Consider the following 17091-nt stretch of genomic DNA (forward strand, 5'->3'; position numbering starts at 1 on the left):
CGGTGATGGTGAAGCCGACGTCGGCGGGCCGGTCGGTCAGAGGGACGGGCCCGCGGCGACGACGTCGTGCGCGGTGACGTCCCCGCCCGGAACATGCCCCTCGAACAGGAACCGGTCGCCGAAGGCCGGCCGCAGATCCGTCAGCCACACGGCCTCCGGGTCGTACTTGGCGAAGAACGGCCGGTTGACGAACTCCGGGTCGCGGCACTGGATGAAGTGCAGGACGAAGAGCTTCTCCCCACCTATCTCGACGACCCCGTCGACGCACACCTTGCCGGGCGTGGCGGACATGGACGGGCCGCGGACGGTGCGGCAGAGCCCCGAGATGTTCTTGTACGCGTCCCGGAAGACCTCGTACGCGCGGGCGAGCGGCACGGCGAAGTAGTCCTGCGGCCCGGTGTCACGTTCCACGAACATGTAGTAAGGGACCATGCCCATCCGCAGCTGCTGCCGCCACATGGTCTCCCACGTCAGGGGCGTGTCGTTGATCGTGCGGATGAGCGGGGCCTGGGTACGGATCACCGCGCCGGTGTTCCGGATGCGCCGGGTCGCCTCCGACACGAGGTGCGGTTCGAGTTCGCGCGGGTGGGTGAAGTGCGCCATGAACGCGAGGTTCTTGCCCGAGTCCACGACCTTCTCGAACAGGCGGAGCGTGTCGTCGGCGTCGGGGTCGGTGACCCAGCGCTGCGGCCAGTACGCCAGGGCCTTGCTGCCGATCCGGATCGACTCGAGCTGCTCCAGCTCCAGCAGCGGCTCGACGTAGCGCCGGAGCACGGACTCACCCATGATCATCGGGTCGCCGCCCGTGAACAGGACGCTGGTGACCTCCGGATGGGCGATCAGGTAGCGCTTGAGCCGGTCGACGTCGTCGGCCGCCATCTTCAGGTCGGGCTCGCCGACGAACTGCGCCCACCGGAAGCAGTAGGTGCAGTACGCGTGGCAGGTCTGGCCCTGCTTCGGGAAGAACAGCACCGTCTCGGGGTACTTGTGCTGCACCCCGGGCATCGGCTCCTCTTTGAGGGAAGGGATGTTGAGCTGCAGCTGTCCCGCTGGGTGCGGATTGAGCTTCCGCCGCACCTCGCGGGCGGCGGCGTCCACCTCGGCCCGAGGCGCTCCCCGGCGCAGCAGGTCGGAGATGCGAGCGACGTCCTCCGCGGGAAGCATGTCCTCCTGTGGGAAGACGAGCCGGTAGATCGGGTCTTCCGGGGCGGCGGACCAGTCGATCAGCTCGTCGACGACGTAGCTGTTGGTGCGGAACGGCAGAACCGTCGCGACGGCCTGGGTGGCCAGGCGTTGCTCGGCGGTCAGCCCGGCGCGAGCTGTGAGCTCGTCCAGATGCTTCGCCGTGAAGGCGCGGAACCTGCGGCCGGTGGTGTTCACCGCGGCCGGCGCCGCGTCATTGACCAAGGTCACGTTGACGTTACTCCTCCGAGTCGACGGGCAACGCGTGCGCGAGGCCTGGCGGACCGGATCTCGGGACCCGCCGTGGGCGCCTCGCTGTCGGGGATTGCCCTCCTTCACAGTTGGGCCGCGGCGCCATCGCGCCGCGGCATGCCACGCTCCCCACCCCTATTGAACTGTTAAGCCCCGTTTCTTACGTATTTGATACCCGCGAGGAGGCTTATCGATACGCAGCGGCGGAGCCCACTGAACGATCAACGTTCGAAGGACCGCGGAAGTGTCATGCCGACACGCGGAAGCCAGTCGGTGATCTTGACCGGGGGCTGCGTCATACTGCGGGAGACGGATCCCACCTGCGACAGCGGTCACCGTGGTCAGCGGTGTCCCTGGCGCCCCACGAGGAGAGGTCGTGGGCAGACACCGCAAGCGCCGCGCATCACCCCGACTGAGCCGCAGGATCGCGCTGCTCTCGGCCGGTCTGCTCATTCCCGGCACGGGCGGCGCCGCCGTCCTCGCCGCGACCGCCCATCTCGACGAGCACGCCGTCCCATCGGCCCGTTCCCACTCCGCCGCCTCCCGGCCCGGCGCGGCGATGACGGAGATCCCCGGTACGCGCTCGCGGACCACCACCGCCCGCCCGACGTCCGCCGCCGCCCCGGCCACCGCCGCACCGGACACGACCGCCTCGGCCGCTCCGGCCGCCGCGATCCCCTTCGCGCCGTACGCCGACGTGCTCACCTGGCCGCCGCTGGACTTCGCGAAGACCTCGGCGCGGACCGGCGTACGCGACTACACGCTCGGGTTCGTGGCCGCCGGCGACGGATGCACGGCGACGTGGGGCGGCATGACGCCGATCAATGACCCGGTCATCCGTAAGAGGATCAAGAAGGTCCCCGGCGAGACCATCGTCTCCTTCGGCGGCCCGCACGCCACCGAACTCGCCCGCAGCTGCACCGACGTCGCCGCGCTGTCCGAGCGGTACCGCTCGGCGCTGACCACCGCCGGCACCGAACAGATCGACTTCTACCTGACCGACGCGGCGCTGGGCGACGGCACGTCGGCCGGGCGCCGCATCCAGGCGCTGGCCCGGCTGCGGCACGACCACCCCCGCCTCCGCGTGTCGTTCACCCTCCCGCTGCACCGCTCCGGCCTCGCCGGCGCCGCGCTCGCCACGTTGCGCTCGGCGATGGCGGCCGGGGTCGACGTCTCGATCGTCGACCTCCTCCCCGCGGGCGGGCCCGGACCGACCCTGATCGCCTCGGCGGCCGCCGCCCACGGCCAGCTCCAGCGGCTCTACCGCCAGGACGCCGACACGGTCTGGCGGCGGATGGGCATCACGCCCGTCATCGGCGTCACCGACACCGGCGCCGGGTTCCAGTCCGCCGACGCCCGGCAGATCCGCGACTGGGCCGACGCCCGTCACCTGGGCCGCCTGTCGATGTGGTCGATCACCCGGGACACCCCCTGCACGCCGGACACCACCGCCAGGAACGACACGTGCAGCGGTCTGGACGAGGACGCCGGCGTTTTCTCCAGAATCTTCCAAGGATCGTAAGAACGCGCCGCTTCGCCGCTTGAGTCCGCCCGCGTGGGGTAGTCCCCAGCGACCGGGCCGGGACACCTAGACTCGATTCCGGAGGAAGTGAGAGTTGAGCTCGGCGAGGCGTTCACGCGATTCGGCGACGGCACCGGCGTTCGTGCCGCCCCTCGCCGCCGTCGCGGGCATCGTCTACAGCTCCTGGGTCCTGCAGTTCCTCATCAACCCCCACCTGGACGCGGTCAACGGGTACGTCAGCGAGCTGTCCGCCACCGACCAGCCGTACCACGGGTTCTTCTCCGGCTGCGACTTCCTCGCAGGCGCCGTGTCGATCGCGGTCGCCGCCCTGGTCGTCCGCCGGTTCCGGCCGCGCGGCTGGGCGCTCGGCGGCTGGCTCGCGCTGCTGCTGTTCGGCGCCTTCTCGATCGGCGACTCCCTGCTCGCCATGGACTGCGCGCCCAACTCCGACCCGACCTGCGCGCTGCGCGAGCGGGCCGGCACGGTCTCCTTCGCCCATGAGTTCCACTCGGTGACGAGCACGCTCGTCGTCATGAGCGGCATCGTCAGTCTCATCGCCCTCACCATCGCCGCCCGCCGGTACGGCCGCTGGCCGGTGCTCGCCCGCTGGAGCTGGCCCGTCATGGTGGTGGAGACGACCGCGGCGCTGGCCACGCTGCCCCTGATGTACTTCGGCCTGGCGTTGGGCGTCATGGAGCGGATCCAGGTGACGGTGATCTCGGTGTGGCTGTTCGTCATCGCCACCGAGCTGTACACGGGACGACGGCGCGCCCGCGCCGCCGGGCGGATCGTCACCCGTCCGGTCCGGCCGGCCGGGGACGGCTCGCCCACGGCGGTGCGGGAGAGGGCCGCGAGCCCGTGAACGACCGCCTGCCCGGCGAGCTCATCACCGTCGGCGGAGACCGCCTGCACGTCGTCTCGGAGGGAACGGGATCGCCTCCCCTGCTGCTGAGCGCGGGGCTCGGCGGTGCCTGGTTCGACTGGATCCCGGTCGTCACGCTGCTGCGCGACGAGCACCGCGTGATCGGCTTCGACCGGCCCGGCCTCGGCGGCAGCCCTCCCGTACGCCGCACCGGGACCCTCCGTGCGGAGGCGGACCGGCTCGCCGCCCTGGCCCGGTGGGCGGGGGCACCGGTGATCATGGTCGCGCACTCGTTCGCCGGCTTCCACGCCGAGGCGTTCGCCCGGCTCCACCCCGAACTGGTCGGCGGCATGGTGCTGGTCGATCCCAGCGCGGAGCCGCGCAGGCCGAGGTACGCCCGCCCGCTGACCCGCCTCGAACCCCTGGCCCGCCTCGCCGGAACGATCGCCGACGCGACCGGCTTCGCCCGGCTCGCGGGCCCCGCCGCGTACGGCCTGGCGATGCGGATGATGACCGCGCGCGGGCACGTCGCACCGCCGGAGTACGTCCGGGCCGTCTGCACGCGCGGGCACGTCCTCGGCACCCTCCTCGCCGAGGACGCCGCCTACCGCCAGATGGCCGCCGACCTGCTCGTGCTGCGGAGGCACCGGCCGTTCCCCGACATCCCGCTGCGCGTGATCACCGCCCTGGGCGACATGCGCGGCGGCGAGGACGCGTGGAGGCGCGCGCACGCCGCCCTGGCGCGGCTGAGCCCGCGCGGACGGCAGATCGTCCTGCCCGACGTGGGGCACCTGGTGCAGATCGACCGGCCCGAGGCCGTCGCCCAGGCGGTGCGGGACCTGTGAAAACGCTCGTCCTGGCCCTGATCCCGCTGCTCGCGGTCGCCGCGTGCGGGAATCCCGTGCGGAAGGTGTCGGAGAGCTCGCTGCTCAACGCCACCGCCCGGGGCGCGACCGACGAGCTGCGCGGCATCGGGTACACCGTCCGTGCGGGGATGCGCTGCCGTACGCTGTCGGCCGACATGCTGTCGGTCGTCCGCGTGCAGTGCGTCGGCCGGACCGACCGCGGCGAGCCGGTCCGGGTGGACGCCGTCGCCTACCAGGCGAACTCCCCGCATCCCCATCAGGAGTACGTGATCACGGTGAACGGCCGCGAGGTCGTCCGCAGACCCTGCCTCGGCCAGGGCTGCCAGGACCCGGCATGACGGGATCGGTCGAGAGGCGCCGTCAGGGCGCGCAGTCCTCCAGGCCGCTCGCGGCGCGACGCGTCGAGGCGGGACCGGCCGACCGGCGCGCCAGGAGGCGGCCCGAGGAGCAGACCGAAGGGGGGTCCGGTGACCAGGCCGGCCGGCGGCCCGAATCGCGGACCGGCCCCCACGCCGACGAGCGGGGCGAGGGCCCGCGGGTGGCGGTGGACGCGATGGGCGGCGACGAGGCGCCCGAGCAGGTCGTCGCCGGCGCCGTCGCCGCGGCCCGTGAGCACGGCGTCCGCCTCGTCCTGGTCGGGCAGGCCCGCCGCATCCGGGATCTGCTCCGCGACCACGGCGCGCTCGGCGAGATCCCCATCGCGCACGCCGAGGACGCCCTGGCCATGGACGAGGGCGCGCTGGCCGGGTGGCGGCGGCCCCGCTCGTCCGTGGCGGTCGCCTGCCACCTGATCCGCCGGGGCCACGCCGCCGCGCTCGTGTCCGCCGGCTCGACCGGCGGGGTCGTGGCGACCGCCCGGCTGCGCCTGCGGGGACAGCCGGGGGTCATGCGCCCTGCGCTCGCCGTGGTCCTGCCCACCCGCCCGCACCCGACGGTGCTCCTGGACGCCGGCGCGACCGCCGACGCCAAACCCGAGATGCTCGTCCAGTTCGCCACGCTCGGCACCGCGTACGCGCGCATCCGGCTCGGCGTCGCGTCGCCCCGGGTGGGGCTGCTGACGATCGGCGAGGAGGCCGGCAAGGGCAACAAGCTGACCCGCCGCGCCCACGAACTGCTGTCGGGCGACCTGCCCGGCGTCGACTTCACCGGCAACGTCGAAGGCGGCGATCTGCTGTCCGGCGCGGTGGACGTCGTGGTGACCGACGGGTTCACCGGCAACGTCGCGCTCAAGACCGTCGAGGGTGCCGTACGGCTGGCGGTGACGGAGATGCGCGCCGCGATCGGCTCCGGCCGGCTCGCCAGGGCCGCCGCGCTGCTGCAGCGGCGGCAGCTGCGCGGGCTGCGCGACCGCCTGGACCCGGAGACGTACGGGGGTGGCGTTCTCCTGGGCCTCAATGGCACGGTCGTGATCGCCCACGGGGCCTCCCACGCGCCCGGGATCGCCGCGGCCTGCGTCCTCGCCCGCGACCTCGCCGCGGGCCGGATCGTCGAGCAGATCGGCGAGGGCCTCGCCGCCACCCGCCCGCACCGGTTCAACCGCCGTGGACACGGCGAGCCCGACGCCGAGGACACCTGACCGCCGGGTCGTGGGAAGTGCGATTCATGGCCCAGGAGGTGGGACTCGCCACAGTCGTCGCGGGGGCCTTCCATGATCCGGACCGGAGCGGTAGGCAGGACGTACGACGGACGGAGGACCCGTGGATCGTCCCTATGACATCGTGCTGTTCGGCGCCACCGGATTCACCGGCGCGCTCACCGCCGAGTACCTCGCGGCGCACGCGACCGGGAAGTGGGCGCTCGCCGGGCGAAACCCGGGCAAACTCCAGGCGCTGAGCGACCGGCTCGGGCTCGACCTGCCCCTGCTGCGCGCCGACGCGGGCGACGCGTCCTCGCTCCGGGAGGTCGCCTCGGCCGCCCGGGTGGTGATCAGCACGGTCGGCCCGTACGTCACGTACGGCGAACCGCTCGTGGCCGCGTGCGCGGAGGCCGGCACCGACTATGTCGACCTCACCGGGGAACCGGAGTTCGTCGACCTGATGTACCTCAAGTACCACGCACGGGCGGCCGAGACCGGGGCGCGGATCGTGCACGCGTCCGGGTTCGACTCGGTGCCGCACGACCTCGGCGTCTACTTCACGGTCCAGCGGCTCCCCGAGGACGTCCCGCTGCGGGTGCGCGGATACGTCCAGGCGAGCGGGGCGCCGTCCAGCGGCACCGTTCATTCCGCGATCACCGCCGCGGCGCACTTCCGTACTGCGGCGGAGATCCACCGCAGGCGCAGACGGGCGGAGCCTCCCGTGGCGGGCCGCCGCGTCCGCGCGGTCCAGGGGCGTCCGCACCGCAACGCCGGGCTCGGCGCCTGGGCGCTGCCGTTGCCGACCATCGACCCCGACGTCGTCCGGCGCTCCGCTGCGGCCCTCGACCGCTACGGCCCCGACTTCGCCTACAGCCACTTCGGCGCGGTGCGGCACCTGCCGTCGGCCGTCGGCCTGGCCGCCGGGGCGGCGGGGATCGCGGCGGCCGCCCAGATCGGGCCCGTACGGAACCGGCTGCTCGAACGCTTCACGCCCGGGGACGGCCCGTCCCCGGAGAGACGGGCCAAGAGCTGGTTCAGTGTGCACTTCGCCGGGGAGGGCGGCGGCCGGAAGATCGTGACCAAGGTCGCCGGCGGCGATCCCGGCTATGAGGAGACCGCCAAGATGCTCGCCGAGTCCGCCCTGTGCCTGGCCTTCGACGACCTGCCCGAGACCGCCGGCCAGGTCACCACTGCCCAGGCGATGGGCGACGCCCTCCTCGGGCGGCTGGGACGCGCCGGCCTGGACTTCACGGTGGTGGGCGAGACCGGCTGACGCCCTTGCCGCCTTGCCGCCGGCGTGGACGTCGTCCTGCCCCTTTCGCCCCATCTGGACGGTCAAGAACAGCGGCAATGAGTCCAGGACGGCGGCAAGGACCTCGCGGCGTGCTCCCCGAGGCGATATTCGGACGGGACCGTGGCCGCTCGCCGATAGGCTTAACGAACGTCGCAGCCGCAGGCTGCCGAAGCCGTACTCACGAGGATCTCGATGTCCGACCCGCAGCACGTTCTCGCCGCCCGCGTCCAGGCCGCCCTCGGGGCGGCGTTCGGAGAGCCCGACGCCGACCCGGTGATCCGCCCGTCGCAGTTCGCCGACTTCCAGGCCAACGTCGCGCTTCCGCTCGCGAAGAAGTTGGGCCGGAAGCCGCGCGACATCGCCACCGAGATCGTGGCCCACCTCGACGTGTCCGACGTCTGCGAGAAGGTCGAGATCAGCGGCCCGGGGTTCGTCAACCTGACGCTCGGCCCCGGCTGGATCGCCGGGCAGGCCCAGGAGATGCTCGGCGACGCGCGGCTGTCCGTCGAGAAGACCGACGCGCCGCAGACGGCGATCGTGGAGTACTCCTCGCCGAACATCGCCAAGGAGATGCACGTCGGCCACCTGCGGACCACGATCGTCGGCGACGCGATCGCGCGGGTGCTGGAGTTCGCCGGGCACCACGTGATCCGGGACAACCACGTCGGCGACTGGGGCACGCCGTACGGCATGCTGATCGAGCTCCTCCTCGACGTGGGCGAGGGCTCGGAGCAGGCCAAGCTCCTCGAGACGGACCCCAACGCCTTCTACCAGGCGGCCCGGGAGCATTTCGACTCCGATCCGGAGTTCGCCCAGCGGTCGCGGGAGCGGGTCGTGAAGCTGCAGGCCCACGACGCCGACACCATCCGGCACTGGGAGCGGCTGGTCGACCTGTCGAAGATCTACCTCCACAAGGTGTACGGCCGGCTCGGCGTCACGCTGACCGACGACGACATCCGGGGCGAGAGCTTCTACGACGACATGCTCGGCGACATCGCCGACGAGCTTCAGGCCAAGGGCGTCGCGGTGATCAGCGAGGGCGCGCTGTGCGTGTTCCCGCCCGGGTTCACCGGCCGGGACGGCGACCCGCTGCCGGTGATCATTCGCAAGAGCGACGGCGGCTACAACTACTCCACCTCCGACCTGGCCACGATCCGGTACCGCGTCGACAAGATGAATGTCGACCGGATGATCTACGTGGTCGGCAGCCAGCAGGCGCTGCACTTCCAGATGGTGTTCGCGGTGGCCCGGATGGCAGGCTGGCTGCCGGACGGCGTCAGCGCCGAGCACGCCCAGATCGGCAGCGTGCTGGGCCCCGACGGGAAGATCTTCCGAACCCGGAGCGGCAAGTCGATCAAGCTGACCGAGCTGCTGGACGAGGCCGTCGAGCGCGCCGGTGCCGCGTTCGACGAGGTGCCGCACGACGAGCCGTTCGACGGCGAGACCCGGCGGCAGGTCGTCGAGGCGGTCGGCATCGGCGCGGTGAAGTACGCCGACCTGTCGACGGCGCGCGGCAGCGAGTACGTCTTCGACTTCGACCGGATGATCTCGTTCCGGGGCAACACGGGGCCGTACCTCCAGTACGCCACGGCGCGGATCCGGTCGATCTTCCGCAAGGGCGGCCTGAGCCCGGAGGAGGCGACGGGGCCGATCGTGCTCGGTCACGAGGCCGAGCGGGCGCTCGCGCTGCACCTCCTGGGGTTCGGCGCCGCCGTGCACCAGACCGGCGAGACGACCGAGCCGCACCGGCTGTGCGCATACCTCTTCGACCTCGCCTCGGCCTACACCACCTTCTACGAGAACTGCCCGGTGCTGAAGGCGCCGGACGAGGCCACGAAGGCCTCCCGCCTGGCGCTGTGCGCGCTGACCCTGCGCACCCTGGGCAAGGGCCTCGCGCTGCTCGGCGTGGCGACTCCGGAGCGCATGTAGCGGCCGGTCCGGTGATCTCTGGCGATGATCACCGGACCGTGGTGTCTCTCAACCCTTGATGAACTTGAACTGATCAACCGAGATTGCCATCTGCGGCGCTGCGCGCCTACCGGCCGCTGACCTGCACACGAGCGGCTGTCATTGGTCGTTGCCGGTTACCGCCGGCCACCCTCTCCGTCCCCCGCCTCTTCGCTGATCCTGCAATCGGCCGAGCGCCATGAAATGGAAAACCGCCGAGACGCGAGTCTCGGCGGCTGAAGAAGGCCCACAGCCTTCTTTCCTTGGGGTCGTCCGCGTTAATCCGGCACGGACGACAGGTTCTCAGTTCTGCGGGAATTGCTCGTACTGGTCCAGCACGTCGCAGAACTGCGAGAAGTCGAAGGCAGACTCCCAGACGAGGCACTCATTCTTCTCCAGGTCGTGGAACCCGAAGAAGGTGTGGCTTGTACCGGTGATGACGAATCCGGACCACACGTCGTCGACACGGAGCTCCCACACCATCGCGCGCACGCCCCACTCCTCCGCCGACCGGTCCAGCAGATGGGGGAACGTGGTGGTCAGGCGGCGGCTGCCGTGGAAGTCGTGCAGGTACGTGTGCAGGCGGCGGTTCGCATTGACCGTGTCATCGAAGCGCCAATCTGCGCCGCACTTGCGCGCCCAGGTGGTGGCGTATTCGATAACGGCAATGTCAAGAGGGCTAAGTTTCATGGCCTTCTTTCCCTGTTTGTGGTCTTTAGTGGTTTAGGTTGTACAAGTTCGCGCACATAGTACATCAAGAGGCGACCCTGCACAGCCGCAGGTCCGAAAGCTCCTCAAGATCGCCACTACTCCGGCGAGTCCTCGCCGTCGGCCCTGAGCGCCTTGGCCAAGGCGAGTTCCCGCAGGCACTCTCGGCAGTTCGGCTCACTCGTGATGCGCTTCGCTTCTTCCGGTGCGAAGCTGAAGCCGCACAGCGCCTGATTGGTATGGCCGCGGCGGTAGTGCGAGCCATAGGCACGCCAGTCGTACGCATCGCGCACCCGGACCGCGATCACTGGCTTACCGTCGTACGGAGCGCCACTTGGCCAGCGATAAGCCGGAGAAAGGTCACACCTCATCCGATAGTCCGGTCCGTACCCGAAGAGCGCCGCATTCGCGTGGTCAACCGCATCGGCCGGTTGCTCGAACGATAGGTCCCAATCCTCCATGTGAAACCAGCAACGCTCGCCATGAGCTTCTACGAGGTCCCGGAACTTCAGGATGAGCCGCCACAGGTCATGGCGACTCACCCGCACCGTGTCTGTGCTCGCACCGCTTGGGATCAAGGACGGATGTGGGTTGCGGCAAGGTGAAATCTTTGGACTTCCGGCTGAAGTCGAGAAGGTCGGCGTTCACCTTCCTTCGGGTCGGTTCGTGCCGGGATGTCGAGGGACAGGTGGAACGCACCAGCCGCTCAGAGCGTCGCATATGCGGCGATGGGGTCCCCCGAAGGTCCAGGAGGCGGCGTGAGCGACGACTGGTGGGTCGACAACAGGCAGGATCGCCAGATCCGCGACCTTCAGAGCGAGCTGAACGCGGCGTATGACGACGCCGAGCGGCGCTCGCGGACGCTCCAGTCGAAGCTGTCGGAGGTTCAGGGCACGCTCGAACGGCGGATCGACCGCCTGGCCAGGTCGTTCGACGCCTTCGTGGAGCTGTCGGATCTGCGCCTGGAGCTCGCGGCGTTCGACCGGGAGATCGCGATCCGGGGCGAGACCCGGCGGCTGCTGACCTCGCTGGCGCGGGAGGTCACCGACCCGCCCCGCCGGGAGACGGCGGAATGCCCCGGCTACTGGCTCGGCCCGGCCGCCGAGGCGCTGCACGCTCTGGTCCGCGGCGACGAGGTGGCCGCCGAGTCGCACGCCACCGAGGCGACCCGCCGCGACGAGCCGCGGACCGCCCTGTTCCTCACGCTCGCGCTCGCCGTCGCGGGCCGGGACACCCTGGCCGCGCCGTGGCTGGCACGGACCCTGCCACCCCTGGGCACGACGGTCACCCGCGTGCAGCGGCGGTTGTGGACGGCCTGCGCCGAGGGCGTCTTCGGCGAGATGGGGCGGTCCCACATCGAACGTCGCCTGGCCGAGTTCGTCGACGGCCTCCCGGCCGATGCGGTGGCCGGGGAGGGCAGGGCATGGCGCGAGAAGATCGCCTCCGTGGTGGGGCGCGCGGAGACCTCCTGGATGCCCCGGACCCTGCAGGGCGAGGCGGCCCTGACCGAGCCGCCGGCGAACGCCGCCCGCCTCGCCCGCCTGCGGGCCCGGGTCGAAGAGACGCTCCCCGCGGCCGAACCCCCCGCGGGAACGCCCGATGACACTTCTCTGGCGGAGTTCGCCCGGCTGCTGACCGTGCTCGTCGACGAGGGAAGCCCCGACGAGGCTCCGCTGATCGCCCGGGCCCGCGAGCTACGCCGGATCATCGAGAACGGTGACTCCGAGCAGCCCCGGGCGTGGGACGCCCCGGGCGGGGAGACCCTCGCGCTGCTGCGGGGTGACATGTTCGACAAGGCCGCGCCGGCGCTGCGCTCGCTCGCCCTGCGCACCGGGCGCCGGTGGATCGCCGAGGCCGCCGGCGACCTCGCGGAGAAGGCGTCCCGCCCTCTCCCCGCGCGCGTACGGGTACGGGTCGGCGGCTGGCACCTGTCGGTGGGGCCGGACGGAACGGAGTCGACGGCGGAGCTGGAGGCCGGGGTCGACGACGTGTACGCGACCAGCCCGGTGGCGGAGCGGGCCGGGCTGTCCCTGGCGGTCGCCGGTGTCCTGGTCCTCGTCCTCACCGCCGTGGCCGGGATCCCCGCTCTCGCGGTCCTCGCCGGGGTGGTCGCCATCGCCGGCGCCGTCCTGTGGATCACGCGGCGGCTCGGCCGCCGGGCGGCCGCCGAGTCCGCCGTACGGGAGAAGGACCGCCTCATCCGCGAGGCTGGACAGATCACCGAGGCCATCCGGGAACACCGCTCGCGCTACGAGACTCTCGCCACGTCGGCGGCGAAAGATCGCGACGCGATTCTTACCATCGTCGACTAGGGGTATGCCCTCCTTTGGGAAGAATGGGACGAACATCCCCGGAGGCTTGGCATGGGCAGGGACGTGGCGGCGGTCACCATCACCAAGGAGGACCGGCGGCTTTACAGGGACAAGGTCCGGCGTTGTCTGGAGGCCCTGTCGGCGATGCTGCGCGAGTCCCGATTCGAGGACGACCGCGCCTGCATCGGCATGGAGGTCGAGCTCAACCTCGTCGACGAGACCGGCCGCCCTGCGATGCGGAACGCGGCGGTTCTGGAGTCCATCGCCGATCCGGGCGCGTGGGCGACCGAGCTCGCGCAGTTCAACATCGAGATCAACATGCCGCCCGGGTCGCTGGCCGGGAAGTCGCTCGCCATGCTCGAACAGGCCATCCGCGACAACCTCAACCATGCCGACGGGCGGGCGCGTACAGCGGGCGCCGAACTGGTGATGGTCGGCATCCTGCCGACACTGCGCGAGTCCGACCTCGGCGAGGCGGCACTGTCGGCCAACCCGCGCTACCGGCTTCTCAACGAGCAGGTCCTCGCGGCGCGTGGCGAGAACCTGTCGCTGGACATCGACGGCGTCGAGCGACTGCGCACCACCGCGGACTGCATCGCGCCCGAGGCGGCCTGCACGAGCGTCCAGTTCCACCTGCAGGTCGGCCCGGACGACTTCGCGGCGTCCTGGAACGCCGCCCAGGCCATCGCCGGCGTGCAGGTCGCGGTCGGCGCGAACTCACCGTTCCTTTTCGGCCGCGAGCTGTGGCGGGAGACCCGGCTCCCGCTGTTCGAGCAGGCGACCGACACGCGCTCGGAGGAACTGAAGGTCCAGGGCGTACGGCCCCGGGTCTGGTTCGGCGAACGCTGGATCGACTCGGCGTTCGACCTGTTCGAGGAGAACTCGCGTTACTTCTCCGCGCTGCTGCCCCTGTGCGAGGACGAGGACCCCCTGGAGGCCCTGGCCCGCAGCGAGATCCCCGAGCTGGCCGAGCTCTCGCTGCACAACGGCACGATCTACCGCTGGAACCGCCCGGTGTACGCCGTCGGCGCCGGCCGCCCGCACCTGCGGGTGGAGAACAGGGTCCTGCCCGCCGGTCCGACCGTCGCGGACACCATGGCGAACGCCGCCTTCTACTACGGCCTCGTACGCGCCCTGGCGGAGGAGGAGCACCCGGTGTGGGAGCGGATGTCCTTCGCGTCCGCCGCCGACAACGCACGCCGGGGCGCGCGGTACGGCCTGGACGCCCGGGTCTTCTGGCCCGGCGTCGGCGAAGTGCCGGTCGCCGAACTCGTGCTGAGCCACCTGCTGCCCAAGGCCGTCACCGGCCTCGACCGGTGGGGTGTCGACACGGTCGTACGGGACCGGCTGCTCGGCATCATCGAACAACGCTGCGTGACCGGCCAGAACGGCGCGACGTGGCAGGTCGAGACCGTCCGCGCGGCCGGCGGCGACCGCGAGGAGGCGCTACGGCTGATGACGCGCCGCTATGTCGAGCACATGCACACGAACGCACCCGTGCACACCTGGCCGATCGGCGTCTACTGGAGGTAGCCCTCGACCTCACCGGCCGGCCTGGCGTCGGCGCCGTCGGGATCCTCTCCCGCGGTGCGCCGCGCCCTGCGCTGGCGCAGGAGATCCCAGCACTGATCGAGCTGTTCTTCGACCGACCGCAGCCGCTGGTGCTCCTCGTCGGCGGTCAGATCCCCCTTCTGCAACCGTTCACGGAGCGTGTGCTCCTCATCCACAAGATCGTTGATATGACCGAGAATCTCGTTGTCCTGCATCCCTGGATCACCTCTCGACGACAGTTTGACAGCTCCGCGTCGCGAGCGGCATTCAGGAGGGGTGTCGGCTCACCGGGATCGGTCCCGCCCGGCCCGGGCGATGATCCGTGGCCGGAGCCGCCACCGCCGCGGTGAGGGCTCCGGTCGCCCCGCCCCGTCACAGTGGATTGCGGCTCCCGACGAGCCCGTTGAGGAACCCGCCGGCCCGCTCCGGTGCCGCCGGCCGGCCGACGGTCGCGCTCTCCGGCGGTGGCCCCGCCTTGGACTCCCCCGAACCCGACGGCGCCTCGGCGGCGGCCTTGGGCTTCGCCTTCGCCGTGCTCCTGGGCTTCGCGGTCGTCGTCTTCTTCTTGGCCGTGGTCTTCTTCGCCGTCGCGGTGGACGGCTTCTTGGCCGCGGCGGTCCTGGTGGTCGTGGCCCGCTTCGTCGTGCTCCGGGACTCCGCGGCGGCCGGCGGCTTCATCGCCGACATCGCCTTGGCGGCCGTGGTGAGCGACTCCGCAGCGGTGGCCATCGCCTTGGTCGCGGTGTTCATCGCCTTCAGGGCGGTGTTCATCGCCTGAGCCGAACTCGTCGCCTTGCTCGCCGCCGCCGTCATCTTCGACGCGGCGGACGAGACCTTCGTGGCGGCGGACGACACCTTGGTCGCGGCGGCGGCCGGAGTGACCGAGCTCTTCTTGGACGTGCTCGCGGACTTCTTCGCCGCGGCCGTCTTGGTGGACTTCTTGGTCGCGGCGGTCTTCTTCGCGCCGGTCTTCGCTGTGCGGCTCGAGCTCGCCGTGGAACGGCGGGCGGTCGACCGCGTCGTGGTATTCGTGGGCACTGATCCATCCCCCCGTGTTGATCAGTTACGGAGGGATGCATTCCACAATCAACGACGATTCACACACCGGCTGAACACCAGACGGCCGGTGTTTGCAGGAAATATGGCTATCAGCCGGTGAAATCGAGCCGTCATCCCCCACACGCCCACTCTTCGGCAGGGAGGCGCCCGCCGTACGGACGGGCACCTCCGACCCCGGCCAGATCAGGCCCTCACCAAGGCGCTTAAGCAGGCATGTCGACGACCAGGCCCGCGCCTGCCGCCGCTTCTGCCAGACGCTTGTCGTAGGTGACGAACGAGGTCAGCCGCGTCCGGATGCGGAGTGCGGTGGCGAGGTGGATCGCGTCCAGGCTTCGAACGGTGACGGGTCTGATCGTCTGCGCGAGGATACGGATGCTCGGCTCGAGTTCCACCAACTCGATGAGGTCGAGCACCGGGTGCAGACGCACCACCGCCTCAGGCGCGTACCGCGCCAGAGCACGGAACGATTCGATCTCCAGCAGGGCGGAGCTGATCCAACCCGTGTCGGCGCGGTCGTCGAGCCAGTCGCGAAGCGCCTGAGACTCCGCCTCGGCATGGACGAGCTTGACGACCGCCGCGGAGTCGAGATAGATCATCAGCGCTCTTCCTCGCGAGCGGCGGAGATCTCCTCGGCGATGTTGACGCCGTCCGGCTCACCCAGGGGCATGCGGAGGACGGCACGGCGCATCTCCGCCGCACGCTCCCTGCGCACGGCCGCTTCGAGCACCGCCTGGCGAATCGCGGCCGAGCGCGAGCTGCCGTCGTTGGTGAGCACGTCGAGAGCATGCTCGGTCTCTGAGTCGGTACGGAACGTGATCGTGTCGGCCATACACCAAGCGTAAGACATTCCATCTTACGCCACAATCGGTCAGGCCAAGCAGATGCTTGGTATAACGAGGTATGGGACTGCTCGGTGGGCTTCGGGTGCTGGATCTGACGATGTGGCGGCCGGGGCCGTACGCCACGCAGTTGCTGGCCCAGCTCGGAGCGGACGTGCTGAAGGTCGAGCCGCCCGGCGGCGAGCCGATGCGGGCGTTCCGCGGCCACTTCGACCTGCTCAACCGACACAAGCGCAGCATCGTCATCGACCTCAAGGCCGACGCGGCGCGGTGCCGGGAGCTGGCGGCGGACGCGAACGTCTTCGTCGAGGGCTACCGGCCCGGCGTCGCCGACCGGCTCGGCGTCGGCTACGACGCCGTACGGGCGGTCAACCCCCGGATCGTCTACTGCTCGATCTCCGGATACGGCGCGAGCGGTCCGCTGGCCTCGCTGCCGGGACACGACGTCAACTACCGCGCGTACACGGGGACGGTCCCGCCGGACGACGGCGGGCACGAGTTCCCGGTCGCGGACATGGCCGCGGCGACCATGGCCGCGTTCGCGATCCTGGCCGCCTGTCACAAGGGCGGGGGTGAGCGGATCGACCTGGGCATGGCCGACGTCCTGGCCAACTGGGCGGGCACCGTCCCGGTCACCTCGGCACCCCCGCCCGGCGGTTCCGGGCCGGGGCGGGGACGCGGTCCCGTGCCCGGGTACGGCGTCTACCCGGCCCACGACGGCGGAAAAGTCAGCCTCGGCGTCGTCTCGGAGGATCGGCTGTGGTCGGCCACCTGCCGGGCCCTGGGCCTCGACCACCACGCCGGTCTGTCCTTCCCCGAGCGGCTGAGCCGGGCCGAGGAACTCGATCGGGACATCTCCGAGAAGATCGCCGCACTGCCCCGCGACACCGTCGTCGCCCGGCTGACCGACGCGGGCGCGCCGGTCGCACCGGTGCTGTCCCCGGCGGAGGTTCGGACCGTCGACCATTTCCAGCAGCGCGGCGTCATCGACGGCAGCCCCGTACGGACGCTGCTCGATCCGCCGCTGCCCCCGGGACGCGCGCCGGACCTGGACGGAGCCGACGGCTGGACGCATACGCCCACCGAATAACCGGTCCGTTTTGTCCCGCCCTGGTGGCATC

18 protein-coding genes are annotated in these 17091 nt (G+C 71.1%); 12 read left to right on the forward strand and 6 right to left on the reverse strand.

All coding sequences use genetic code 11. The features are described 5' to 3' along the window. Nucleotides 1-36: 36 nt before the first annotated feature. A complete protein-coding gene (locus NE236_RS40180; RefSeq protein ID WP_252847551.1) occupies nucleotides 37-1413 on the reverse strand; it encodes a KamA family radical SAM protein in 1377 nt (458 codons plus the stop codon). A gap of 397 nt (nucleotides 1414-1810) precedes the next feature. Between NE236_RS40180 and NE236_RS40185 the strand changes: the two genes are divergently transcribed. The 7 genes from NE236_RS40185 to argS all read left to right on the forward strand — a co-directional run bounded on the left by NE236_RS40185 (nucleotide 1811) and on the right by argS (nucleotide 9483). Further along, nucleotides 1811-2956, forward strand: a complete 1146-nt coding sequence (locus NE236_RS40185; protein ID WP_252847552.1) for a glycoside hydrolase family 18 protein — start codon at nucleotides 1811-1813, stop codon at nucleotides 2954-2956. Between the two features lie 94 nt (nucleotides 2957-3050). Continuing rightward, nucleotides 3051-3818, forward strand: a complete 768-nt coding sequence (locus NE236_RS40190) for a DUF998 domain-containing protein (RefSeq protein WP_252847553.1) — start codon at nucleotides 3051-3053, stop codon at nucleotides 3816-3818. Then, a complete protein-coding gene (locus NE236_RS40195) occupies nucleotides 3815-4663 on the forward strand; it encodes an alpha/beta fold hydrolase (protein WP_252847554.1) in 849 nt (282 codons plus the stop codon). The genes NE236_RS40190 and NE236_RS40195 overlap by 4 nt, the downstream gene beginning before the upstream one ends. After that, nucleotides 4660-5022 carry a hypothetical protein gene (locus tag NE236_RS40200; protein ID WP_252847555.1) on the forward strand — a complete coding sequence of 121 codons (363 nt, stop codon included), beginning with the start codon at nucleotides 4660-4662 and terminating at the stop codon, nucleotides 5020-5022. Before NE236_RS40195 ends, NE236_RS40200 begins: the two co-directional genes overlap by 4 nt. A gap of 215 nt (nucleotides 5023-5237) precedes the next feature. Further along, entirely contained in the window at nucleotides 5238-6260 is a 1023-nt protein-coding gene (gene plsX / locus NE236_RS40205; RefSeq protein ID WP_252847623.1) for a phosphate acyltransferase PlsX, read from the forward strand. Between the two features lie 121 nt (nucleotides 6261-6381). Further along, nucleotides 6382-7533 carry a saccharopine dehydrogenase family protein gene (locus NE236_RS40210; RefSeq protein ID WP_252847556.1) on the forward strand — a complete coding sequence of 384 codons (1152 nt, stop codon included), beginning with the start codon at nucleotides 6382-6384 and terminating at the stop codon, nucleotides 7531-7533. 213 nt (nucleotides 7534-7746) lie between these two features. After that, complete coding sequence (gene argS / locus NE236_RS40215) at nucleotides 7747-9483, forward strand: arginine--tRNA ligase (RefSeq protein WP_252847557.1); 1737 nt, start codon at nucleotides 7747-7749, stop codon at nucleotides 9481-9483. A 321-nt stretch (nucleotides 9484-9804) separates the two neighbouring features. Here the strand turns inward: argS and NE236_RS40220 are convergent, their stop codons facing one another. Together NE236_RS40220 and NE236_RS40225 are read right to left on the reverse strand one after the other, a co-directional pair. After that, nucleotides 9805-10191 carry a hypothetical protein gene (locus NE236_RS40220; protein WP_252847558.1) on the reverse strand — a complete coding sequence of 129 codons (387 nt, stop codon included), beginning with the start codon at nucleotides 10189-10191 and terminating at the stop codon, nucleotides 9805-9807. Nucleotides 10192-10307: 116 nt separating this feature from the next. After that, nucleotides 10308-10751 (reverse strand): hypothetical protein, encoded by a 444-nt coding sequence (locus tag NE236_RS40225; protein WP_252847559.1) that lies wholly within the window; start codon nucleotides 10749-10751, stop codon nucleotides 10308-10310. A gap of 216 nt (nucleotides 10752-10967) precedes the next feature. Here NE236_RS40225 and NE236_RS40230 point away from each other — a divergent pair, with 216 nt between their 5' ends. Both NE236_RS40230 and NE236_RS40235 read left to right on the forward strand, forming a co-directional pair. Next, nucleotides 10968-12521 carry a hypothetical protein gene (locus NE236_RS40230; RefSeq protein ID WP_252847560.1) on the forward strand — a complete coding sequence of 518 codons (1554 nt, stop codon included), beginning with the start codon at nucleotides 10968-10970 and terminating at the stop codon, nucleotides 12519-12521. A gap of 51 nt (nucleotides 12522-12572) precedes the next feature. Then, complete coding sequence (locus tag NE236_RS40235) at nucleotides 12573-14054, forward strand: glutamate-cysteine ligase family protein (protein WP_252847561.1); 1482 nt, start codon at nucleotides 12573-12575, stop codon at nucleotides 14052-14054. Here the strand turns inward: NE236_RS40235 and NE236_RS40240 are convergent. Further along, nucleotides 14042-14287, reverse strand: coding sequence for a DUF2630 family protein (locus NE236_RS40240; RefSeq protein ID WP_252847562.1), 246 nt, complete (start codon nucleotides 14285-14287; stop codon nucleotides 14042-14044). The two genes, NE236_RS40235 and NE236_RS40240, sit on opposite strands and share 13 nt — an antisense overlap. A gap of 188 nt (nucleotides 14288-14475) precedes the next feature. Between NE236_RS40240 and NE236_RS40245 the strand changes: the two genes are divergently transcribed. Both NE236_RS40245 and NE236_RS40250 read left to right on the forward strand, forming a co-directional pair. Further along, nucleotides 14476-14850 (forward strand): hypothetical protein, encoded by a 375-nt coding sequence (locus tag NE236_RS40245; RefSeq protein WP_252847563.1) that lies wholly within the window; start codon nucleotides 14476-14478, stop codon nucleotides 14848-14850. A gap of 15 nt (nucleotides 14851-14865) precedes the next feature. Then, the gene (locus NE236_RS40250; RefSeq protein WP_252847564.1) at nucleotides 14866-15231 is read left to right on the forward strand and encodes a hypothetical protein; all 366 of its coding nucleotides are present in this window, start codon (nucleotides 14866-14868) and stop codon (nucleotides 15229-15231) included. Between the two features lie 103 nt (nucleotides 15232-15334). Here NE236_RS40250 and NE236_RS40255 read toward each other — a convergent pair whose 3' ends face one another. Further along, nucleotides 15335-15727: a type II toxin-antitoxin system VapC family toxin gene (locus tag NE236_RS40255; protein ID WP_252847565.1), complete on the reverse strand. Its 393-nt coding sequence runs from the start codon at nucleotides 15725-15727 to the stop codon at nucleotides 15335-15337. Further along, the gene (locus NE236_RS40260; RefSeq protein WP_252847566.1) at nucleotides 15727-15960 is read right to left on the reverse strand and encodes a hypothetical protein; all 234 of its coding nucleotides are present in this window, start codon (nucleotides 15958-15960) and stop codon (nucleotides 15727-15729) included. Before NE236_RS40260 ends, NE236_RS40255 begins: the two co-directional genes overlap by 1 nt. Nucleotides 15961-16031: 71 nt before the next feature. Here NE236_RS40260 and NE236_RS40265 point away from each other — a divergent pair, with 71 nt between their 5' ends. Beyond that, nucleotides 16032-17060 (forward strand): CaiB/BaiF CoA transferase family protein, encoded by a 1029-nt coding sequence (locus NE236_RS40265; RefSeq protein ID WP_252847567.1) that lies wholly within the window; start codon nucleotides 16032-16034, stop codon nucleotides 17058-17060. Nucleotides 17061-17091: the final 31 nt, after the last annotated feature.

The organism is Actinoallomurus purpureus (assembly GCF_024055795.1).
GTDB lineage: Bacteria > Actinomycetota > Actinomycetes > Streptosporangiales > Streptosporangiaceae > Actinoallomurus > Actinoallomurus purpureus.